Source organism: Kitasatospora sp. NPDC101801 (assembly GCF_044766665.1).
Lineage (GTDB): Bacteria > Actinomycetota > Actinomycetes > Streptomycetales > Streptomycetaceae > Kitasatospora.
This window is the reverse complement of record NZ_JBIWML010000020.1, coordinates 1-20,794: the sequence shown is the minus strand read 5'-3', so window position 1 is coordinate 20,794 and position 20,794 is coordinate 1. Positions and strand designations below refer to the sequence as shown.

Here is a 20,794-nt window from a genome sequence, read left to right as displayed (position 1 = left end):
GGGCGGCGCCGGGGCGGGGGGGGGCGGCGCGGGGGGGGGGGCCATGCTCCCGGTGCGGCTGGGGTTTTGCGCGCCTTTCCCCCGCCGGGGGGGGGGGGGGGGCCCCCCCGGGGGGGGGGCCACCACCCGGGTGAGGCGTGCTCAGCCGGAGCTGCGTCAGCCGACGTTGGCGCAGGAGTTGCCGAACGCCGGGTTGAGCAGCGCGATGACGTTGACGGTGTTGCCGCAGACGTTCACCGGGATGTGGATCGGGACCTGGACGTTGTTGCCCGAGAGCACGCCCGGGGAGCCCGCCACGACGGCCTCGGCGCCGGAGCTGGCGGTGGCGGCACCGGCCGAGCCGAGCAGCAGGCCGGCGGCGGCGAGGGAGAGGACAGCAGCCTTCTTGATGTTGCGCATGGGGATTCCTCCGTTTGGGCGGGCGACCCGAAATGTCGCCCGAGTTCTGGGGGGTACCGTGGGGTGTTTCCTTCGAGCGGCCCAAGTGCCTTGTTGCGCCCGTGGCGTGGGCGGTCTCGCTCGGCCGCTTCGTTCACGCGCCCCCTCGTTCAGTTCTCGCACGGTCGAGATCCGGACGCAATCGCGGCGCGCCCAGGCGGGTGTCGAAATACTCCACCTGGAAGTCATCTGGCCTGACGGAACGTCAGGGTCAGGCGTTGGCGCAGGAGTTGCCGAACGACGGGTTCAGCAGGCCGATCACGTCGACGGTGTTGCCGCAGAGGTTGATCGGCACGTGCACCGGGACCTGCACGGAGTTGCCGGAGAGCACACCGGGCGAGCCGGCCGTGACGGCCTCGGCGGAGGCGCCACTGCTGTGGTGGCCGTGGGCGGCGGCAGCAGCGGCGCCGCTCAGCAGCAGGGCCGCGGTGGCGGCGGTACCGAGGGTGCCGTAGGCGAGCTTGCGCATGGTGCGAACTCATTTCTTGCGTGTGGATCAGCGGGCTGGGTGGAGCGGGTTTCGCCAGTAAGAACGACCCAGGTCGCGGGGGGAAACGGGCGGCTCCCGTGATCACCCGAATGCTCGGATTGCTGCATTCGGGTGATTGTCGAAGTCCCGGCGCAACTGAGCCGGTTGGCCCTCGTTGGACTCGACGCACGCCTGTGCGCTTCCTTGCTCGTCCGCTGTTGGTACGGCAACTGGAAGAACTGATCTACGAGGAGACTCAAATGAGCGTCAAGAAGGCCGCCGCTGTCGGCGCCGCTGTTGTCGGCATCGTTGCCGCCGGTGCGGGCACCGCGATGGCGAGTGCCGGGGCCGAGGGCGTCACCGCCGGCTCCCCGGGTGTCATCTCTGGTAACTCCGTCCAGGTTCCGGTGCACGTCCCGGTCAACCTCTGCGGCAACAGCGTCAACGTGATCGGCGCGCTGAACCCGGCGTTCGGCAACTCCTGCGCGAACGTCGGCTGAATTCAGCCGCGTAACACCTGAGTTGTCTCCGAACAGCGTCTGACGCCCCGCCGTCGGACCGCCTCTCGGTCGATTCCGCCGTACCCGAGCCGCCGCTCCACGCCTCCCCTCCTGAGGCGCGGGGCGGCGGTTCCGTGCTGTCCGCGCCCGGTCCGGTGCGGCGCCAACTCCGGTGTCCTGCACATGTCCTGACTCTTGTTGCGTTACTTGTCAGTATCTAACATGTGAGCCGGGCTCATCTTCTGCCCACCGTTCCACGCCCGATACTCCGCGCCGCCCGGCGCCTGCCGAGTGGCCCCCCACCCTCAAGGAGTCACGCGTGATCAGGACAGCTCTCCCCGGTGCGCGGCGCCCACGCCGTGCCGCCCTGGCGGCCGCCGTCGGCCTGTTCGCCGCCCTCGCCCTGGCGGGCACCCCCACCGCCTCGGCCGCCCCCACGGCCGGCGTGAAGCCCGCCGCCGTCGTCGCGCTCGGCGACAGCGCCATCTCCGGCGAGGGCGCCGGTACCGACACCGACGACGCGTACCTGCCGGGCACCGACACCCCCACCAACTACTGCCACCGGCACGGGAAGTCGGAGATCTTCGTCACCGACCTGCCCGGCGTCACCCCGATCGACCTGGCCTGCTCCGGTGCCCAGACCGGCGACCTGGTCAGCGACCCGGAGCTGGCGAAGATCACCGGCCCGGGCAGCGGCGACTTCGGGGAGGTCAAGCAGGACGTCCAACTCGCCCGGACGGCGGCCGAGTACGACGTCAAGATGGTGGTCGTCACGATCGGCGCCAACGACGACTTCGACTTCAGCGGCATCATGATGAGCTGTCTGACGCAGTACTTCCCGGTCCCCAAGGACCAGGGCTGCCGGGACACCATCGGCAGTGCCGCGATCACCCAGCGCGCCGAGCGGGTGATCCCCAAGGTGGTCGCGGCCCTCACCGGCGTCCGCAACACCATGCGGGCCGCCGGGTACGCCGACTCCTCGTACCAGCTGGTCTACCAGTCCTACTTCACCCCGATCACCCCGGACATCCGCCGCAACGACTACGTCGGCAAGGTCGCGGACGGCTGCCCGGCCTTCCCCGAGGACCTGGCCTGGGGGCACAACTGGGTGGTCCCGACGCTCAGTGACGCGCTCCGGACGGCGGCGGCGCAGGTGCCGGGGGTCAGGTACCTGGACCAGCGGCGGGTCTCCTACGGCCACGAGGTCTGCGCGGGGTGGACCAGCTCGCCGTACGAGTACACCAACGGGGACGTGATCGACCTGTCCGAGAAGACCAGGAACGGCTGCGACCACGAGATCGGCATCCCGGGCGTCTGCATGAACATGGTGCGGCAGTCCTACCACCTGCGGGTGGCCGGCTACCGGGGCGAGGGCGTCTGCCTGAACCAGTTCTACCGGCAGCCCGGACTCCAGGAGGCGTTCTGCACCCTCAACCCGCAGAACACCACGTCGATCGTTCCGCTGACGCCGGGTCAGCCGTTCCCGGACCGGCCGGAGGCGGGCTCCTGGTACCAGCTCACCAATGTGGCGACCGGCCAGGTGCTGGACTTCGCGGGCGGCGGCACGTACGGCGACGCCACCAACGGGCGGGCCGCCGTCGGCTACCGGGCGACCGGTGGGCTGAACCAGTCCTTCGTGCTGAACTCCCGCCCGGCGGGCGGCTTCACGGTCACCTTCAGCGGCAACCGGGGGATGTGCCTGGACGCCACCGGAGCGGCCACCGCGCCCGGCACCAAGCTGGTCCAGTGGGCCTGCCACGGCGGTGACAACCAGCGCTGGATCTTCAAGCCCGCCGCGGCCGGCGGCTACCAACTGGCCGCCGCGCTGGACCAGTCCAAGGTGATGGGGCTGTCGGCGCAACAGGACGGCCAGGGCAACCGACTGGTCACCCTGGCCGCCGACTCCGGTGCGGCCGACCAGCGTTGGCAGCTCACCAAGCTCGGCATCGCGTACCTGCCGTGACGGCCGGCCCCGGCTGAGCGCGGACGGGTCCGGGGGCTGCCTGACCCGGACCCGTCTGCTCCACCGCTACGGCAGCCAGTGGTTCCCGGTGATCGCGATCATCACCTGGAGCTGGATGCTGGCGCCGTAGTAGCCGCTGGGGTCCAGGGGCGTGGCGTTCAGGTTGTTCCAGATCGCGTCCAGCCAGGCCTGGCTGGACGGGTCGGTGGCGGCGGCCACCGCGAACGGTGCGATGAAGGCGACCGAGGAACCGGCCTCCGCCACCGAGCCGTTCAGCTTGTACCCCTGGGTGATCCTGCTCGGGTCGCCGCCGGTGGCGGACTTGATCCAGGCGTTCATCTTCCGCACCGCCGCCAGCGACTTGGCGTCGCCGGTGGTGAGCGCGTCCACCCCCAGCCGCCACGGGTCACGGCAGGCGTTCCAGGAGTAGGCGCCGTCCAGCGCGGACTCCAGCACCTTGCCGGGGGCCGGCTTGGGGTCGCTGGTGTTGGTGTTCACGACGAAGTCGGGGAGCAGGCCGGTGGTGGGGGCGTACTTGGTCTGCAGGTGGTCGATCACGTTCTGGTGGGCCGTCAGGATGCCGTCCCAGGCGCTGTCGCCGGTGGCCTTGCGGAAGGCCTTGAAGTGCCCGGGCACCCAGTCCGAGCTGCGGCTCATGGTGTTGTCGTTGCCGGAGGACCAGTCGCCGAGGTTGGTCAGCTTGGTGCCGGAGACCACCTCGCTGGCCTTGATCGCGTTGATCCGCTTCACCGCGAGCGCCTTGTAGTTGTACGTCCCGGTGCTGCCCCACTGCTTGTCGGCGAGCAGCAGCGCGTACGCGATCTCCAGGTCGCCGTCGGTGGCGGAGTCGCTGCCGTTGACGCTCTTGCAGCTCGCGTCCTGCTCGGCGGCGTGCAGGTCGCCGTTGTTGACCGAGGGGTGGTCGAGGACGAACCGGAGCACCCGGTCGAAGGAGGTCTTGGCGCCGCTGTCGGCCCCGGCCATGGTGGCCAGGATGGTCAGGCCGTACCCCTGGCCCTCGGCCACGTACGGGTGGTCGGCGTCGGTGGAGGCGATCGCCGACCAGGCGCTGTTCGAACACTTCGAGGTGACGAAGGCGGCCTTCCACTTCTGGTAGTAGGCCACCACCTTGGCGTCGTTGGCGGCCTGGTTGCCGGAGACCTTGATGGTGCCGTCGGCGTAGGGGAAGGAGTGGCTGCCGAACGGCACGTTGACGCCGCCGGGTGACGGGGAGGTGGTCGGCGTCGGGCTGGGGCTGGGGGTCGGCGTCGAGGTGGGGGTGGGGGTGGGCGTCGGGGTGCCGCCGCTGCCGTACGCCTCGACCTCGAAGAGCGAGTAGCCGTACGCGGTGCCGCGGGCGGTGCCGTAGACCCGGAGGTAGCGGCCGGTGCCGCTGACCGTCAGGTCGTCGGTGCCGCCGTCGCCGGTGCTGGTGGAGTACACCTGACGCCAGTTGCTGCCGTCGTCGGAGAGCTCCACCCGGTACGCCTTGGCGTACGCGGCCTCCCAGCTGAGGACGACCCGGTTGACCGAGGTGCCGGCCCCGAGGTCGACCCTGATCCACTGGTTGTCCACGCCCTCGGCGCTGGCCCAGCGGGTGGTGCCGCTGCCGTCCACGGCCTTAACGGCGGCGTAGCCGCTGCTCTCGGTGGAGGAGACGGTGACCGGCTTGTTGAGCGCGAGGTTGCCCGGGGCGGCATTGGCGGGGCTCAGGGCGAGCAGGCTGGTGAGCAGCGCACCGGCTGCCGTTGCCGCGCAGAGCGCGACCGAAGTCTTGCTTCTGGTAAGGGACATGGCGGGAGCATCCCGGCCCCGGACGGCGGGGGTCAACGGCCAGGTTAGTAAAGTTTCCTAATAGAGACCGACGTTCAGCGGGCTGTACTGCTCCGTGTCCGGACCGGTCGCCCCCGGCCGTCCGGCGCACCGCCCAGCAGGCGGACAGCTCTGCGGGCCGCGAGCCCGATCGAGCAGGATCGGCGCACCACCTGCCTGCCCTGGAGCCCGTGATGACCACCGCAATACCCGGACCCCGGATCGCCGCCGTCGCCGAGGAGTTCGGCACCCCGGTGTGGATCTACGACGCGGAGAGCATCCGGCGCCGGATCGCCGGACTGCGGCAGTTCGACACCGTCCGGTTCGCCCAGAAGGCGTGTTCCAACACCCACCTGCTCCGGCTCATGCGCGAGCAGGGCGTCGCGGTGGACGCGGTCTCGCTCGGCGAGATCGAGCGCGCGCTCAGGGCCGGGTACCGGCCGGACGGCGCGGACCAGCCGATCGTCTTCACCGCCGACCTGCTGGACCGGGCCACCCTGGCCCGGGTGGTCGAGCTCGGCATCCCGGTCAACGCGGGCTCCCCGCAGATGCTCGAACAGCTCGGCGAGGCGGCCTCGGGTCACCCGGTCTGGATCCGGATCAACCCCGGGTTCGGCCACGGCCACAGCCGCAAGACCAACACCGGCGGCGAGCAGAGCAAGCACGGCATCTGGCACGAGCACCTGGCCGCGGCGCTCGACCTGGTCGACCGGTACCGCCTCGACCTGACCGGCTTTCACATGCACATCGGCTCCGGGGTGGACTACGGCCACCTGGAGGCGGTCTGCGAGACCATGGTCAAGCAGGTCAGGACGGCCGGCCGGGACGTCCGGGCGATCTCGGCGGGCGGCGGCCTCTCCGTCCCGTACGCCCCCGGGCAGCCCGAGGTGGACACCGACCGCTACTTCCGGATCTGGGACGCGGCCAGGACCGAGCTGGCCGGTGAACTCGGCCACCCCGTCCGGCTGGAGATCGAGCCGGGCCGGTTCCTGGTGGCGAACTCGGGGGTGCTGGCGGCCGAGGTGCGGGCCCAGAAGCCGGTCGGCAGCAACCACTTCGTGCTGGTCGACGCGGGCTTCAACGACCTGATGCGCCCCGCCATGTACGGCAGCGCGCACCGGGTCACCGTGCTCCGGGACGGCACCGAGCTGGACACCCCGGCGATCGACACCGTGCTGGCCGGGCCGCTCTGCGAGTCCGGCGACGTCTTCACCCAGGAGCCCGGCGGCGACGTGCTCCCCGTCCCGCTGCCCCGGGTGGAGATCGGCGACCTCGCGGTCTTCCACGACACCGGCGCCTACGGCGCGAGCATGTCCTCCACCTACAACACCCGCCCGTTGATCCCCGAGGTGCTGGTCGACGGCCCGGCGACCCGGCTGATCCGCCGCCGCCAGACCGTCGAGGAACTGCTCGCCCTGGAGGACTGAGACCGACCCGCTCCTTCCCCCAACCCGCAGGTGCCGGTCGCTCCTACTCGTGCCGCAGGGCGCCGGGCCGCATCAGCCGGAGCACCAGCGGCAGCCCGAGCAGGGTGACCAGCAGCACCGAGGCGCCGGCCACCCCCGACAGGGTGAGCATCGCGCTCCGGTCGAAGCTGAAGTCCAGCCCGGCCGTGTACTGCAGCACCGCGCCCATCAGCAGCCCGCCCGCCGCCGCCAGCACCAGCCCGAGCGCCATCGGGATGGCCGTCTGCCACAGCACGGACAGCGCCAGCACCCGGCGGCGGGTGCCGAAGGCGTACAGCACGCCGAGGATCCGGCGCTGCTCCCGCAGCCGCTCCAGCTGACCCACCAGCAGGCTGAGCGAGACCAGCAGCAGGGTCATCCCGGCCCCGGCGGTCAGCACCCGCTTGACCGCGAGGTAGGTGTGGTTCTGGCCGTTGTCGAACAGCGAGACCGTCCGGGCCTGCGGGGAGATCGTCATCGCGTCGGTGGTGAGCTGCTCCAGCGGCTCCGGAGCCGCCGGGTCCATCGCCACCAGGACGACCCTGCGCTGTCCGTTCAGCACCTCGGGCGGCACGGCCCCGGGGGTGAGCAGCAGCAGGTTGCCGCTGTAGGCGATGCCGGGGTCGACCCGGCTCAGCCGCGGCGCGGGGGCGAGCACGGCGGGCAGCGTCCAGAGCGGTGCCGCGCCGCCCCCGGTCACGCTGTTGACCCGGACCTGGGTGCCGGGCGCCACCGGCTGGTCCCTGAACCGCATGCCCGGCTCGTCGCCGATCGGGCTGGCGAAGGCGTCGCCGTCCTTGCAGCCGGGCAGGGCGGCGAACCGGGCCAGGGTGGCACAGTCGGCGATCCGTACGGTCTCGCCGTACCAGTTCTCGCCGCCCGGATCGGTCAGGTTGAGCTCGACGAAGCCCGCCGCCCCGGCCACCCCGGGCGAGCGGCCGAGCCGGTCGGTCAGCTCCGCCACCGCACCGGTCGGGAACTGCACCCGGTGCTGGAAGCGGTACCCGCTGGTGTCCGGCTCGGCCGGCCGGTAGGTCTGACTGACCCCCACGAAGAGGGTCTGCAGCGCGATCGCCCCCGCCACCGTGACCACCACGCCGGTCACGGCGGTGGCGGCCGGCCCGACCCCGAGCTGGAGCCGACGGACCGCCAGCTGCCAGGAGAGACCGCCGCCGCCGGCCCGCCGGATCACCGCCCCGACCAACCAGGGCAACAGAGTGCAGACCGCCGCCAGCATCAGCAGCACGCCGAACGAGACCAGCAGCGAACCACGGGTGTCCTGCACCGGGTTGAACAGCCCGTCCCGGTCGGTGCGGCCCGGGTCGTACCCGGAGGGCAGCGCCATCGCCGCGCCGACCACCAGCAGGCCCACCGCCAGCAGGGCCAGCCGCCACCAGAGCCGCCGCCGGTCCGAGCCGCTGTGCCGCACCACGCCGAGCGGGTCCACCGTCACCCGGCGCATCGCCAGCAGGGTCACCCCGATGGCCAGCACCGGCACCACCAGGGCCACCGCGACCGCGATCAGCGGCTGGGGCGAGATGTCGGAGGCGTAGAAGCTGAAGCCCGCCACGGTCAGCTGTTCGATCAGCTGACGCCCGATCAGGAACAGCGCCACCCCGGCCACCAGTCCGAGCACCGAGCCGGTCAGCGACTCGCCCGCCGCCAGCCGGGCGGTCATCCGCCGGTCCGCCCCGGCCAGCCGCAGCGCGGCCAGCCGCCGGTCCCGGCGCTCGCCGCCGAACCGCGCGGCCGCGGCCAGGAAGACCCCGACCGGCGCCAGCATCACCATCAGCCCGACCACGTTGAGCAGCACCAGCCGGGGGTCCATCGGCTTGGCCGGCGAGAAGTGCCCGTACTCGGTGATCCGGTGCGCCCCGCTCTCCACCGCGAGCCCGGAGCTGCCGAGCACGAAGGCGTACTGGCCGGGGCCGAGCAGCCCGTCCGGGCTGATGGTGCCGGTCACCGGGTAGGGCAGCCGGTCCCTGAGCAGTTGGTTGCCGGGTGCGTCCAGCAGGTCGGCGAGGGCGGGCGAGACGGCCATCCGCCCCGGTGCCGGGAAGGCGGCCAGGCCCGGGGGGACGGTGGCCTGCGGTCCCTCGGGCTGCACCACCCGTCCCCGGATCGGGGTGTCCCGGAACTTGGTGTCCGCGTCGGCGACCAGCACACTCTGCCCGGTCGGTCCGGCGGGGCCTTCCTCGAAGGTGTCGTTCTGCAGGTAGAGCCGGTGGTTCCGGTGCTCGACGATGCCGGGAAAGGAGGCGGTGAACAGCAGCAGCGCCACCCCGAGGCCGACCCCGGCCGCGGTCAGCAGCAGCCGGCCCCAGCCCTCCCTCCCGCTGCCCAGCGCGAGCCGGGCGCCGAGCCCGAACTGCGCCAGTAGCCGCGACCTGACCTGGTCGCCGGGCGCCGTCGAGGGGGGCCGGACCAGGGTAGGGGCGCTCACGCGGCGGCTGCCAGGTCCTGGGTGCGGCCGTCCCGGACCACGACCTCGCGGTCCGCGTACGCGGCCACCCTCGGCTCGTGGGTCACCAGGACCACGGCCGCCCCGGTGTCCTTGGCCGCGGCCGCCAGCAGGGCCATCACCCGCTCACCGTTCAGCGAGTCCAGCGCTCCGGTCGGCTCGTCCGCGAACACCACCGACGGCTCGGTGACCAACGCCCGGGCCACCCCCACCCGCTGGCCCTGCCCGCCGGAGACCTCGCCCGGCCGCTGCGCCGCGACCTCGCCGACCTCCAGGCGCTCCAGCCACTCGCGCGCCCTGCTCTCGGCAGCCGCCCGGCGCAGCCCGTTCAGCCGCAGCGGCAGCGCCACGTTCTCCAGGCAGCTCAGCTCCGGCACCAACTGGCCGAACTGGAACAGGAAGCCGAACTCGGTCCGGCGCAGCGCACTCAGCTCCGCGTCCGTGCACCCGGCCAACTCCCGCCCCCGGTACGCCACGCTGCCGCCGTCCGGCCGGCTGATCCCCGCCAGGCAGTGCAGCAGCGTGGACTTCCCGGAACCCGAGGGCCCCATCACGGCGACCAGCTCGCCCGCCGCCACCGAGATCGAGGCGTCGTCCAGCGCGGGCGTCGGCCCGAAGTTCTTCCGCAGCCCTCGGGCCGAGAGCAGCGTGGCAGGTGCGGTCATCGCACGGCTCCGTGTCATGTCGGTCGTTCACAGTACGGCCGCCACCACCCCCGGCGGCCCGTCGGGGCGACTATACACAGCAGGTATACATCCAGTTCATAGCACCCTGGCCTTGCGGAATCATCCGGCCCGGCGGGGGTCGCCCGTGCCATACTCCGGGTCCGCCCCGACCCGTTGCGAAGGAGCTGTTCCCGTGGAGCTGGAGACCGATCGGTCCTGCGGCGAGGTCCTGGTCAGCGGGACGGCGGCCGAGCTGGCCGAGCTGGCCCGGGTGGTGGCGGCGGGCGAGGGCTTCGTCGGCTCCGTGCCGTGCGCCGGCGGGCTGACCGGGGTCGAGGGCCGGCGGCGGACCGACCCCGGGGTCCTGGTGCACCTCGACGCCGAGCGGCAGGTGCTGCTGATCAGCGGTGACCAGGCAGGCCGGACGCTGTTGGGCGGGATCATCCAGGACATGGCGGAGGCCGACCACGGCGGTCACGTGCACATCGACTGGTTCCCCGACCACTCCTACCTGGTCGAGGGCTCGATCGCGCTGGTGCTCAACAGCCCGCTCGGCGGCATGCCGCTCAGGCGCTGACGAAGCAGAACTCGTTGCCCTCCGGGTCGCGCATGGTCCGGAACGCCCCCTGGTCGTCCCGAAGAAGCTCCCCGGCCGGGGTGGCGCCGAGCGCGACCGCCGCGCGGACGGCCGCCTCGACGTCGTCCACCGCGAGGTCCAGGTGCAGCCGGTTCTTCCCGGCCTTCGCCGCCGGCACCGGCTGGAAGGCGAGCCGCGCGAAGCCGGGCGCCTCGACGTGCGACCAGCCCCGCTCCCGGTCCACCGGCGCCCCGCCGAGCAGCCCGGCCCAGAACCGCACCAGCACCTTCGGTTCCCGGCTGTCCAGCACGATCTGACGCAGACTCACTCGCATGCCCGGCAGCCTACGGCGTCGGCCGAACCGGGCACCGGTGGCCCGGTCGGTCACCCGCCGGGCCGAGGCCGGCGCGCGGACCCCGATCGGCGGCGGGTGGCGACACGGACGGACGAGCGGTCCGGGCTTCGGGGCGGAGCCGGTGTCCACGGGTAGCGTTCGACGGGATCACCAGGTGGCGGCGGAGGTGTCGCCGCCGTCCGCCGTGCGGGAGGGAGCGTCAGGGGTGGCCGAGCCGCAGTTGGCGCCGGAGGTCTTCGACCGGGCGATCGTCGCGATCGCGCTCACCGCCGGGGCCGAGCACCGGCTGGCCTACCGGAACGAGGCGTTCCAGGAGCTGTTCGGACCGCGCTCGCTGGGGGTCCCGGTCGGCGAGCTGTTCGCCGGGCCGGAGCAGGAGGGTGTCGTCCGGACCCTCGACCTGGTGCTCGCCGACGGCTCGGCCCGGCAGGTCACCACGCCCGCCGTGCTGGACGGTGCGGGCGACACGGACCACCGGCACTTCGTCTACAGCTGCTCGCCGGTCTCCTCCCGGCACGGCCCCGGGGTGCTGATCGCCGCCATCGACACCACCGAGCAGGTCCACTCCACCCAGGACGCCGAGCGGCTGTCCGCCGAACGCCTGCACGCGCTCGAACGGTACGAGGCGCTGATCACGGCGGTCTCCCAGCTGGTCTGGGTGGCCCGCCCCGACCGGTCGATGACCGAGCTGGTCTCCGGCTGGGAGCGGCTGACCGGGCACCCCTGGCGGGACACCATGGACTCGGCGTGGCTGGAACTCGTCCATCCCCGGGACCGTGAGGGCCTGTTGGAGCAGTGGACGCACGCGTCGGCGGGCGAGCCCTCGAAGTTCGAGCACACCTACCGGCTGCGGTTCGCCTCCGGGGAGTACCGGCACATCACCGCCCGCGTCGTGCCGGTGGTGCGTGACGGCGAGCTGGTGGAGTGGATCGGCGCGACCTCCGACGTCGAGGACCGCTGGCGCACCCGGCAGCGCGAGCGGCTGCTCGCCGCGTCCGTGGTGGTCACCGAGAGCAGCCGGCCGGAGGACGCCTTCGCGGCCGTCGCCGAGCTGGTGGTGCCCGACCTCACCGACGCCTGCACGGTCTTCCTGCTCTCCGCCCGGCAGAGCACCGGCCGGCCCGACGAGACCATCGGCACCCGGATCGCCTCCGCCGCCCGGGCCGGCCTGCCGCCGCTGCCCGCGCTGCGCGAGCAGACCTTCCGGCTCGGGCCCACCGCGCTCCGGGCCGTGGCCGAACGCACCCCGGTGCTGCTCACCTTCCCGCCCGGCGAGGTGCCGGCCGGGGTGGTGCCCGCGGAGTCGGCCCGCTGGCTGGCAGAGGCGCACGCCACCAGCCTGACCCTGCTGCCGCTGGTCGTCGACGGAACCACCGCCGTCCTCGCCGCCGCGGCCACCTGCCAGGACGGTCCGCCGCCCGGCGCCGAGGACGTCGAACTCCTCCGGGACGTCCTGCAACGCGCCCAGAGCGCGCTGGGCCGGACCCTGGAGCTCCAGCGGACCAGGCAGGTCGCGCTGGTCCTGCAACGGGCCATGCTCACCGACCCGCCCACCGTCCCCGGCACCGGGATCACCGCCCGCTACCAGCCGGGCAACCGGGCCGCCGAGGTCGGCGGCGACTGGTACGACGCCTTCCTGCTGCCTGGCGGCCGACTGGCGCTGACCATCGGCGACGTGTCGGGACACGACCTCACCGCGGCCACCACGATGGGACAACTGCGCGCCATGCTGCGCTCGTTGGCCTACAACCTGACCGACGATCAGACCCCCGCCGACGTGCTGACCGCGCTCGACCGGGCCGCCGAGGGACTCGGCGTCGGCACCTTCGCCACCGCCGTCCACCTGCACCTCACCCGCACCGGCCCGGGCTGGCGGACCGACTGGTCCAACGCCGGGCACCCGCCGCCGCTGCTGCTCCCCGCCACCGGCGAGCCGCGGTTCCTCACGGCAGCCGAGGCCGACGTCCCGCTGTGCGTCGCCCCGGATCGTCAACGCCACACCCACCGGGCCGAGTTGGACCCGGGCGACACCCTGCTGCTGTACACCGACGGCCTGATCGAGGTGCCCGGCGAGGACCTCACCACCGGCCTCGACCGCCTGCTGGCCGCTGCCCGGCACGCCCGGGGTGGCTCCCTCGACGACCTCTGCGACCACCTGCTCGCCCAGGTCCCCGACACCCGCGACGACATCGCCCTGCTCGCCTTCCGGGCGGTGCGGCCGTCCGGCGGCCGAACCTGACCGGACTTCGGCTCAGGGCCAGACCAGGCAGTAGAGCTGGTGGCCTGCGTCGTGCAGACGGTTGGCGAAGTCCTGCCACTCGTGCAGCATCGTGTAGATCACGAAGGCGTCCCGGGGGCCCCGGCGGTCGGGGACGGTGGACCAGATGAAGGCGGCGGCGCCGAGCTCGGTCTCGTCGGCCTTGCGGAGCGGTTCGACGACCGTGTGCGGCAGCTGGACCACGGCGTAGTCGGGGTGCAGCACGACCAGCTCCAGCGGCGGGACCTGGTGCAGCGGGACGCCCTGAATGCCCGTCAGGACCATGGCGGACATGGTCTCGGGCTTGATCTTGGTGGAGAGGTGGCCGTTCGGCGAGCCGCTGGTCTCCATCAGGTCGCCGAGGCGGCCGAGCGAGCCGAGCTCGCCGGCGTCCAGGCCGAGGCCGCCGGGGCCGAGGGCGGTGGGGACTCTGGCGGCGGTGGCGCGGTCGGGTGCGCCGAAGTACTTGTAGGTGACCCCCACTCTGCCTTCGCCCCGCCTTCCCCTGCCGCCCGCACCGGTACCCCCGCCGGCCGCTCCGGCACGCCGACGTGAGCCACCCACGGCCTCGTCGGGGCCGTCCTGCGCCTCGGACACTCGGACCATCCTCACCGGAATTAGCCGGAACCGACAGACCCCCGCACGCTCGGTGTCCCTCCGAACGTGCCCACTACCCGTTCCGCGCTGCCGTACACGGACCGGCCGGTCACAGTCTGACCCATCGGAGCGGGCAGTCGGTCGCGGTGGTACGGACAACCGTACCCACGACGCTACAGACCGTACAGTCCGTTCGGGTCACATCGGGGCTGCACCCGTCCGGTACCAGGATCATCGTTCCAGATGATCGGGTCCGACATGCGGAGGTGCAGGACACGATTTGAGACCATGTCCGGGTGACCATCCCGAAGAGCTACCCCTACGAGGCCCCGCAGAGCCAGTCGCTGTTCGACCGCGCGTCGGTCGTGACCCCCGGCGGCGTCAACTCCCCGGTGCGCGCCTTCCGCGCGGTCGGCGGCACCCCGCGCTTCATGGTGTCCGGTACCGGCCCCTATCTCACCGACGCCGACGGCCGCGAGTACGTCGACCTGGTCTGCTCCTGGGGTCCGATGATCCTGGGCCACGCGCACCCGGCGGTGGTCGAGGCGGTGCAGCAGGCGGTCGGCCGCGGCACCTCCTTCGGCACGCCCGGCGAGGGCGAGGTGCTGCTCGGCGAGGAGATCGTCTCCCGGGTCGCGCCGGTGGAGCAGGTCCGCCTGGTCTCCAGCGGCACCGAGGCGACCATGTCGGCGATCCGGCTGGCCCGTGGCTTCACCGGCCGGGCGAAGATCGTCAAGTTCGCGGGCTGCTACCACGGCCACGTGGACGCGTTGCTGGTGGCGGCCGGCTCCGGCGTCGCGACCTTCGGTCTGCCGGACACCCCCGGGGTGACGGGGGCTCAGGCGGGCGACACCATCGTGCTGCCGTACAACGACCTGGCTGCGGTCGAGGCGGCCTTCGCGGCCAACCCGGGCCAGATCGCCTGCGTGATCACCGAGGCGTCGCCCGGCAACATGGGCGTGGTCCCGCCGCTGCCCGGCTTCAACAAGGGGCTCTCGGAGCTCTGCCGGAGCAACGGCGCGCTGTTCGTCTCGGACGAGGTGATGACCGGCTTCCGCACCTCCAAGGCCGGCTGGTACGGCGTCGAGGCGGCGGTCGAGGGCTGGGCGCCGGATCTGCTGACCTTCGGCAAGGTGATGGGCGGCGGCTTCCCGGCCGCCGCGTTCGGCGGCCGGGCCGACGTGATGGGCCACCTGGCCCCGGCCGGCCCGGTCTACCAGGCGGGCACGCTCTCCGGTAACCCGATCGCCACCGCCGCCGGCCTGGCCCAGCTCCAGCACTGCACCGACGCGGTGTACGAGAAGGTGGACCTGGTCGCCGCCGAGATCTCCGCCCTGGTGAGCCTCGCGCTGACCAAGGAGGGGGTGGCGCACCGGCTGCAGAACGCGAGCAACATGTTCTCGGTCTTCTTCACCGACCACGCCGTCACCAACTACGACGAGGCGAAGCAGCAGGAGTCGTTCCGCTTCACCGCGTTCTTCCAGAGCATGCTGGCCCAGGGCGTCTACCTGCCGCCCTCGGCCTTCGAGTCCTGGTTCGTCTCGGCCGCGCACGACGAGCGCGCGATCGAGTGGATCGCCGCCGCCCTGCCGGCCGCCGCCCGCGCGGCGGCCGAGGCCCGGCCCGCGTAAGTCATCGAGGAGCGAGCACTGTGAGCGCGAAAGAGATCACCGTCGTCCACCTGATGCGGCACGGTGAGGTGCACAACCCGGAGGGTGTGCTCTACGGCCGGCTGCCGGACTACCACCTCTCCGACCTGGGTCGGCAGATGGCGGACCGGGTGGCCGAGCACCTCGCGGACCGGGACGTCACGTACGTGGTGGCCTCCCCGCTGGAGCGGGCGCAGGAGACCGCCGAGCCGATCGGCAAGACGCACGGCCTGGAGGTCGCGGTCGACGACCGGCTGATCGAGGCCGACAACATCTTCCAGGGCAAGACCTTCGGCGTCGGTGACGGCTCGTTGAAGAACCCGGCGTACTGGCGCTACCTCACCAACCCGATGCGGCCGTCCTGGGGCGAGCCGTACGTCGAGCAGGCGGTCCGGATGATGGGCGCCCTCGCGGCGGCCCGGGACGCGGCGCGCGGGCACGAGGCGGTCTGCGTCAGCCACCAGCTGCCGATCTGGATCGCCCGCAGCTTCGCCGAGCGGCGCCGGCTCTGGCACGACCCGCGCAAGCGGCAGTGCTCGCTGGCCTCGCTGACCAGCTTCACCTACGAGGGCGACCGGATCGTCTCGATCGGCTACCGCGAGCCGGCCAGGGACCTGCTGCCGGCCCACCTGGTGGGCAAGGGGAAGAAGGGCGACGCCCCGGTCGGCAAGAGCTTCGGGGCCTGACGCCGGGCGTCGGCACTGACGGTACGTCAATGCCGATTTGTCCGAATTAAGTGGATCGTAAGCGCAAGAAGCGCAGGTCAAGGGGGGTCCGTCGGTGAACGCCGGACCCCCCTAAACCTGCCCAAAGTCTCATGCGAAACTTTTCACATGTCTGGGACGACCCGCCGTTACCTCCGCCCGGCCGCCGCGCTCGCCGCCGCCGCCGCGCTGACCCTCACCGGTTGCACCGCGGACTCCAGCAGTTCCGACGGCCGGACCGGGTTCATCTCCGGCAACGGCGGACTGGACACCGCCCCGGTCAGCTCCCGGCAGGCCGCGCCCGCGATCTCCGGGGCCACCCTGAGCGGCGACAAGACGGCCCTCGCCGACTACCGCGGCAAGGTCGTGGTGCTCAACGTCTGGGGCTCCTGGTGCAACCCGTGCCGGGCCGAGGCGAAGGGGCTCCAGGAGGTCTGGTCGAAGTACCGGGACCAGGACGTCCAGTTCCTCGGGATCAACACCCGGGACCCCGACGCGAACAACGCCACCCGGTTCGAGGAGAGCTTCGGGATCACCTACCCGAGCCTGTACGACCCGGACGGCACCGAGATCCTCAAGTTCCCCAAGGGCAGCCTCAACCCGCAGTCCATCCCCACCACGATCGTGGTGGACCGGCAGGGCAAGCTGGCCGCCCGGGCGATGCGCCCGCTCTCGACGGAGGACCTGGAGCGCCTGATCGCGCCCGTCCTGGCCGAGCCGAAGTGAGCACCGCCCTTCTCCTCGCGGCGGGCCAGAACGAGACGGTGGCCAGCGGGGCGATCCTGCTGGCCGTGCCGATCGCGCTGGCGGCCGGGCTGGTGTCGTTCTTCTCGCCCTGCGTGCTGCCGCTGGTGCCCGGCTACCTGAGCTACGTCACCGGCCTCTCGGCCGCTGACCTGGCCGACGCCAAGGGCGCCAGGCGCGGCCGGATGCTGCTCGGCTCGGCGCTGTTCATCCTGGGCTTCACCGCCGTGTTCGTCTCCGGCGGCGCGCTGTTCGGCTTCTTCGGGCAGACCCTGCAGGCGAACCAACGGACCATCAGCATCGTGATGGGCCTGCTGGTGGTCCTGATGGGGCTGGCCTTCATGGGCCTGGTGCCCGGGCTGTCGATGCGTGAGGTGCGCTCGCACCGCCGCCCGGTGATCGGCCTGGCCGGGGCGCCGCTGCTCGGCATCGTGTTCGGTGTCGGCTGGACCCCGTGCGTCGGGCCGACCCTGGCCAGCATCCAGGGGCTGGCGTGGAACCAGGCCTCACCCGGGCGCGGCGCCTTCCTGATGGCGGTCTACTGCCTCGGCCTGGGGCTACCGTTCGTGGTGGCCGCGCTGGCCTTCCGCCGGGCCCTCGGCGCCTTCGGCTGGGTCAAGCGGCACTACCAGTGGGTGATGCGGATCGGCGGCGGGATGCTCGTCGTGGTCGGTCTGCTGCTCGTCACCGGTGCCTGGGACTCGATGGTCCGTGAGCTGCAGTCCTACGTCGCCGACTTCTCGATCGGAATCTGACCCGTGAGTTCCCAGACAGACCTTGAGACGGACGCGGAACGCCTCAGCAGCGCGCCCACCGAGCAGGACGGCCCGTCCGGCATCGGCGTGCTCGGCTGGCTGCGCTGGACGTGGCGTCAGCTCACCTCGATGCGGGTCGCGTTGATCCTGCTGTTCCTGCTCTCGCTGGCCGCCATCCCCGGCTCGCTGATCCCGCAGAACAGCCACAACGCCTTCAAGGTGCAGACCTGGAAGGCGGCGCACCCCACCGTCACCCCGGTCTACCAGAAGCTCCAGCTGTTCGACGTGTACAGCTCGGCCTGGTTCTCGGCGATCTACATCCTGCTGTTCGTCTCGCTCGCGGGCTGCATCATCCCGCGCACCTGGCAGTTCGTCGGCGTGCTGCGGGCCAAGCCGCCGGCCGCGCCGAAGAACCTGACCCGGATGCCGGTCTACGCGGCCTGGCACACCGGGGCCGGCCACCAGGCGGTGAACGCCGCCGCGTACGCGCAGCTGAAGCGCCGCGGCTTCCGCGCCCACCTGTCCGGCGGCGCGGTCGCGGCCGAGAAGGGGTACCTGCGCGAGGTCGGCAACCTGGCCTTCCACCTCTCGCTGTTCGCCCTGCTGGCCGGCTTCGCCTGGGCCAGTCTGGCCAGTGGCGAGGGCGGCAAGCTGGTGATCGAGAAGCAGGGCTACTCCAACACCGCGACCCAGCTGGACGACTTCACCGGCTCGGCCTTCTACGGGCTGAACGACCTGGACCCGTTCGGCTTCAAGCTGGACGGCTTCACCGCCAAGTACGCCACCAGCGGCCCGCAGGCGGGCAGTGCCCGGCAGTTCACCGCGCACATCAGGTACTGGACCGGCAGCGACACCGGGAAGCTGACCAAGGGCGACATCGAGGTCAACCACCCACTGGAGATCGGCGGCAGCAAGGTCTTCCTGATCGGCCACGGCTACGCGCCCGTGGTGACGGTGAAGAACGCCAAGGGCGAGAAGGTCTACTCGGGCCCGACCGCCTTCCTGCCGCAGGACGCCAACCTCACCTCGACCGGGGTGCTCAAGGTCAACGACTACGGCGAGAAGGACGGCCAGAAGACCCAGCTGGGCTTCAACGGCTACTTCCTGCCGACCGCCCCGGAGAGCTTCGAGAAGACCGGCCCGGTCTCGCTGTTCCCGGACGCGGCCGACCCGATGCTGGTGCTCACCGCCTACGCGGGCGACCTCGGCACCGACTCCGGCCTGCCGCAGAACGTCTACCAGCTCGACACCAAGCACCTCACCCAGCTCACCCAGGACGGCAACCCGGCCCGGGCCCGGCTCAAGCCCGGCCAGGCCTGGACCCTGCCGGACGGCTACGGGACCCTCACCTTCGAGGGCTACCAGCAGTGGGCGAGCTTCACCGTCTCGCACCGTCCGGGCAACGCGGTCGCGCTGCTCGGCGCGGTCGCCGCGATCCTCGGCCTGATCGGCTCGCTGTTCGTCCAGCGCCGCCGGGTCTGGGTGCGGGCCTCCGCCGGACCCGACGGCCGCACCCTGGTCGAGGTCGCCGGTCTGGCCCGGAGCGAGTCCGCGAGGATCGCCGAGGAGTTGGCCGAGATCGCGGTCGACCTCCAGGACGACGCCCCGGCCGTCGACGACGACCCATCAGATCACCCTGCCCGCACCGCACAGGACTCCAAGGAGTAGACGGTGAATCTCGCCTCGTCGGTCGACCCACACCTGGCCGACCTCTCCAACAAGCTGATCTACTCGGCGATGGCCGTGTACGTCATCGCCATGTTCGCCCACATCTTCGAGTGGACGTTCGGCAGCAAGGGCGCCGTCGCGGTCCGCTCGGTCGAGCAGGCCGGCCTGGCCGCCGCCGTCGCGGCCGCGCAGGCCCCCGCCAAGGGCACCAAGAAGGTCACCGTCACGGTCGCCTCGGCCGACGGCGGCACCACCACGCTGACCCGCACCGCACTCGCCGACGCCGGGGCCACCGTGGTCACCAGCGGCCGCGACACGGTCGCCGAGGTGGACGGTCCGGGCGCGGCGGGCAGCAGCGAGAAGGGCGACCTGGCGGGCCGGATCGCGGTCTCGCTGGCCGCGCTCGGCGCGGTGCTGCACGCCGGCGCGGTGCTCACCCGGGGCCTCTCGGTGATGCGCTGGCCGTGGGGAAACATGTACGAGTTCTCCTGCGCCTTCGCGCTCGCCATGGTGGTCGCCTACCTGGGCCTGCTGGCCGCCAAGAAGCCGGTCCGCTGGCTCGGCCTGCCGGTGCTGGTCGCGGTGATCCTCACCCTCGGCCTCGCGGTCACCGTGCTCTACACCGAGTCCGAGCAGCTCGTCCCGGCCCTGCACTCGTACTGGCTGGCGATCCACGTCTCCACCGCGATCTTCTGCGGCGGCGCCTTCTACGCGGCGTTCATCGCCACCGTGCTCTACCTCGGCAAGGACACCTACGACCGCCGGATCGCCGCCGGCCGCACCACAGGACCGCTCGGCACCCCGGCCTCGGTCTGGCAGCGGCTGCCCGCCGCCGCCACCTTCGACAAGCTCTCGTACCGGATCAACGCGATCGTCTTCCCGCTCTGGACCTTCACCATCGTGGCCGGTGCGATCTGGGCCGAGGCGGCCTGGGGCAAGTACTGGGAGTGGGACCCGAAGGAGACCTGGTCCTTCATCACCTGGGTGTTCTACGCCTGCTACCTGCACGCCCGGGCCACGGCCGGCTGGAAGGGCCGCAAGGCCGCGTACCTGGCGCTGCTGGCCTTCTCCTGCTGGCTGTTCAACTACTACGGCGTCAACATCTTCGTCACGGGGAAGCACTCCTACGCGGGAGTCTGACGACCCGTTCGCCGTACCCGTTCAGCCCGTCTGAAAGCCGCGACTGCGAGGAGGGCCGCACCATGCCTGAGTGCGACGAGGTCATGCTGACCGTCCGAATCACCGCTGCGGAGCGAGCGCTGCTCCGTCGGCTCGCCCAGAGCCATCGGAGCGACGTGTCGGAGGTGGTGGCGGACGGTCTGCTCGACGTCCTGCCGATGCTGCACCGACCGGCCGACGCCTACCGGCTGCTGGCGGCGCTCGCGCCGCCGGCGCCGTGCGCGCAGACCGTCTGGCTGCCGGCCGCCCTCACCGACCTCCTGGTCCTGGCCGCCGCCCGGGTGGCCCAGCTGACGGGCGTCCGGCTCGGCTCGGCCAGCGCGATCCTCGGCGCCGCGGTCCGCCTCTGGCTCTGCCAGGACCCCACCCGCCTGGAGGCCAACCTCAGCGTCATGCACGCGGGCCGGAAGACCCTGGCGGTGGCCTGAGCCCTTGGCAGACGCTGCGGCGGCCAGGGGCTGTGCTGTTGTGCGGCTCCGCCGCGCGGGCGACGCCGACTTTTCGCATGCGGCGCGCCATCTACGGTCAGGGGCTCGGGGAACTGCGACGCCGGCCT

19 protein-coding genes are annotated in these 20,794 nt (G+C 72.1%); 12 read left to right on the top strand and 7 right to left on the bottom strand.

The features are described 5' to 3' along the window. Positions 1–156: 156 nt before the first annotated feature. Complete coding sequence (locus tag ACIRPK_RS21780; protein WP_403040924.1) at positions 157–399, bottom strand: chaplin; 243 nt, start codon at positions 397–399, stop codon at positions 157–159. Between the two features lie 250 nt (positions 400–649). Then, positions 650–907: a chaplin gene (locus ACIRPK_RS21775; RefSeq protein WP_403040923.1), complete on the bottom strand. Its 258-nt coding sequence runs from the start codon at positions 905–907 to the stop codon at positions 650–652. Between the two features lie 260 nt (positions 908–1,167). Here ACIRPK_RS21775 and ACIRPK_RS21770 point away from each other — a divergent pair, with 260 nt between their 5' ends. Both ACIRPK_RS21770 and ACIRPK_RS21765 read left to right on the top strand, forming a co-directional pair. Beyond that, complete coding sequence (locus ACIRPK_RS21770; RefSeq protein ID WP_057231612.1) at positions 1,168–1,407, top strand: chaplin; 240 nt, start codon at positions 1,168–1,170, stop codon at positions 1,405–1,407. Between the two features lie 319 nt (positions 1,408–1,726). After that, positions 1,727–3,370: an RICIN domain-containing protein gene (locus tag ACIRPK_RS21765; RefSeq protein ID WP_403040922.1), complete on the top strand. Its 1,644-nt coding sequence runs from the start codon at positions 1,727–1,729 to the stop codon at positions 3,368–3,370. Between the two features lie 66 nt (positions 3,371–3,436). On the opposite strand, the gene ACIRPK_RS21760 is transcribed toward ACIRPK_RS21765, so the two are convergent. Beyond that, positions 3,437–5,164, bottom strand: coding sequence for a glycosyl hydrolase family 8 (locus ACIRPK_RS21760; RefSeq protein ID WP_403040921.1), 1,728 nt, complete (start codon positions 5,162–5,164; stop codon positions 3,437–3,439). A gap of 212 nt (positions 5,165–5,376) precedes the next feature. Here ACIRPK_RS21760 and lysA point away from each other — a divergent pair, with 212 nt between their 5' ends. Further along, the gene (lysA, locus tag ACIRPK_RS21755) at positions 5,377–6,609 is read left to right on the top strand and encodes a diaminopimelate decarboxylase (protein ID WP_403040920.1); all 1,233 of its coding nucleotides are present in this window, start codon (positions 5,377–5,379) and stop codon (positions 6,607–6,609) included. Positions 6,610–6,652: 43 nt separating this feature from the next. On the opposite strand, the gene ACIRPK_RS21750 is transcribed toward lysA, so the two are convergent. Further along, positions 6,653–9,070, bottom strand: a complete 2,418-nt coding sequence (locus ACIRPK_RS21750) for an FtsX-like permease family protein (protein ID WP_403040919.1) — start codon at positions 9,068–9,070, stop codon at positions 6,653–6,655. Further along, entirely contained in the window at positions 9,067–9,753 is a 687-nt protein-coding gene (locus tag ACIRPK_RS21745; protein ID WP_403040918.1) for an ABC transporter ATP-binding protein, read from the bottom strand. Before ACIRPK_RS21745 ends, ACIRPK_RS21750 begins: the two co-directional genes overlap by 4 nt. Before the next feature lie 193 nt (positions 9,754–9,946). Here ACIRPK_RS21745 and ACIRPK_RS21740 point away from each other — a divergent pair, with 193 nt between their 5' ends. Beyond that, positions 9,947–10,330, top strand: coding sequence for a hypothetical protein (locus ACIRPK_RS21740; RefSeq protein WP_403040917.1), 384 nt, complete (start codon positions 9,947–9,949; stop codon positions 10,328–10,330). Here the strand turns inward: ACIRPK_RS21740 and ACIRPK_RS21735 are convergent. Continuing rightward, positions 10,320–10,664: a VOC family protein gene (locus tag ACIRPK_RS21735; protein ID WP_403040916.1), complete on the bottom strand. Its 345-nt coding sequence runs from the start codon at positions 10,662–10,664 to the stop codon at positions 10,320–10,322. The genes ACIRPK_RS21740 and ACIRPK_RS21735 overlap by 11 nt on opposite strands. 226 nt (positions 10,665–10,890) lie before the next feature. Between ACIRPK_RS21735 and ACIRPK_RS21730 the strand changes: the two genes are divergently transcribed. After that, positions 10,891–12,924 carry a SpoIIE family protein phosphatase gene (locus ACIRPK_RS21730; protein WP_403040915.1) on the top strand — a complete coding sequence of 678 codons (2,034 nt, stop codon included), beginning with the start codon at positions 10,891–10,893 and terminating at the stop codon, positions 12,922–12,924. 12 nt (positions 12,925–12,936) lie between these two features. Here ACIRPK_RS21730 and ACIRPK_RS21725 read toward each other — a convergent pair whose 3' ends face one another. Continuing rightward, entirely contained in the window at positions 12,937–13,548 is a 612-nt protein-coding gene (locus ACIRPK_RS21725; RefSeq protein ID WP_221503663.1) for a hypothetical protein, read from the bottom strand. A 287-nt stretch (positions 13,549–13,835) separates the two neighbouring features. Between ACIRPK_RS21725 and hemL the strand changes: the two genes are divergently transcribed. The 7 genes from hemL (at position 13,836) to ACIRPK_RS21690 (ending at position 20,666) form a co-directional block, all read left to right on the top strand. Next, positions 13,836–15,170 carry a glutamate-1-semialdehyde 2,1-aminomutase gene (hemL, locus tag ACIRPK_RS21720; protein WP_403040914.1) on the top strand — a complete coding sequence of 445 codons (1,335 nt, stop codon included), beginning with the start codon at positions 13,836–13,838 and terminating at the stop codon, positions 15,168–15,170. Positions 15,171–15,223: 53 nt separating this feature from the next. Next, positions 15,224–15,874 (top strand): histidine phosphatase family protein, encoded by a 651-nt coding sequence (locus ACIRPK_RS21715; RefSeq protein WP_403041000.1) that lies wholly within the window; start codon positions 15,224–15,226, stop codon positions 15,872–15,874. A 147-nt stretch (positions 15,875–16,021) separates the two neighbouring features. Continuing rightward, on the top strand, positions 16,022–16,618 hold the full coding sequence (locus ACIRPK_RS21710) for a TlpA family protein disulfide reductase (RefSeq protein ID WP_403040913.1): 597 nt from the start codon (positions 16,022–16,024) through the stop codon (positions 16,616–16,618). Next, entirely contained in the window at positions 16,615–17,391 is a 777-nt protein-coding gene (locus ACIRPK_RS21705; RefSeq protein ID WP_403040912.1) for a cytochrome c biogenesis CcdA family protein, read from the top strand. The genes ACIRPK_RS21710 and ACIRPK_RS21705 overlap by 4 nt, the downstream gene beginning before the upstream one ends. Positions 17,392–17,394: 3 nt before the next feature. Further along, positions 17,395–19,059: a cytochrome c biogenesis protein ResB gene (locus ACIRPK_RS21700; RefSeq protein WP_403040911.1), complete on the top strand. Its 1,665-nt coding sequence runs from the start codon at positions 17,395–17,397 to the stop codon at positions 19,057–19,059. Between the two features lie 3 nt (positions 19,060–19,062). Further along, a complete protein-coding gene (gene ccsB / locus ACIRPK_RS21695; protein ID WP_403040910.1) occupies positions 19,063–20,199 on the top strand; it encodes a c-type cytochrome biogenesis protein CcsB in 1,137 nt (378 codons plus the stop codon). A 62-nt stretch (positions 20,200–20,261) separates the two neighbouring features. Next, positions 20,262–20,666 (top strand): hypothetical protein, encoded by a 405-nt coding sequence (locus tag ACIRPK_RS21690; protein WP_403040909.1) that lies wholly within the window; start codon positions 20,262–20,264, stop codon positions 20,664–20,666. Positions 20,667–20,794: the final 128 nt, after the last annotated feature.

Excerpts from the sequence above, each read along its gene's own strand:
- ACIRPK_RS21780 (WP_403040924.1), bottom strand. The coding sequence starts at position 399 with ATGCGCAACATCAAGAAGGCTGCTGTCCTCTCCCTCGCCGCCGCCGGC.
- ACIRPK_RS21775 (WP_403040923.1), bottom strand. The coding sequence starts at position 907 with ATGCGCAAGCTCGCCTACGGCACCCTCGGTACCGCCGCCACCGCGGCC.
- ACIRPK_RS21770 (WP_057231612.1), top strand. The coding sequence starts at position 1,168 with ATGAGCGTCAAGAAGGCCGCCGCTGTCGGCGCCGCTGTTGTCGGCATC.
- ACIRPK_RS21760 (WP_403040921.1), bottom strand. The coding sequence starts at position 5,164 with ATGTCCCTTACCAGAAGCAAGACTTCGGTCGCGCTCTGCGCGGCAACG.
- lysA (WP_403040920.1), top strand. The coding sequence starts at position 5,377 with ATGACCACCGCAATACCCGGACCCCGGATCGCCGCCGTCGCCGAGGAG.
- ACIRPK_RS21745 (WP_403040918.1), bottom strand. The coding sequence starts at position 9,753 with ATGACCGCACCTGCCACGCTGCTCTCGGCCCGAGGGCTGCGGAAGAAC.
- ACIRPK_RS21735 (WP_403040916.1), bottom strand. The coding sequence starts at position 10,664 with ATGCGAGTGAGTCTGCGTCAGATCGTGCTGGACAGCCGGGAACCGAAG.
- ACIRPK_RS21725 (WP_221503663.1), bottom strand. The coding sequence starts at position 13,548 with ATGGTCCGAGTGTCCGAGGCGCAGGACGGCCCCGACGAGGCCGTGGGT.
- ACIRPK_RS21715 (WP_403041000.1), top strand. The coding sequence starts at position 15,224 with ATGCGGCACGGTGAGGTGCACAACCCGGAGGGTGTGCTCTACGGCCGG.
- ACIRPK_RS21710 (WP_403040913.1), top strand. The coding sequence starts at position 16,022 with ATGTCTGGGACGACCCGCCGTTACCTCCGCCCGGCCGCCGCGCTCGCC.
- ACIRPK_RS21690 (WP_403040909.1), top strand. The coding sequence starts at position 20,262 with ATGCCTGAGTGCGACGAGGTCATGCTGACCGTCCGAATCACCGCTGCG.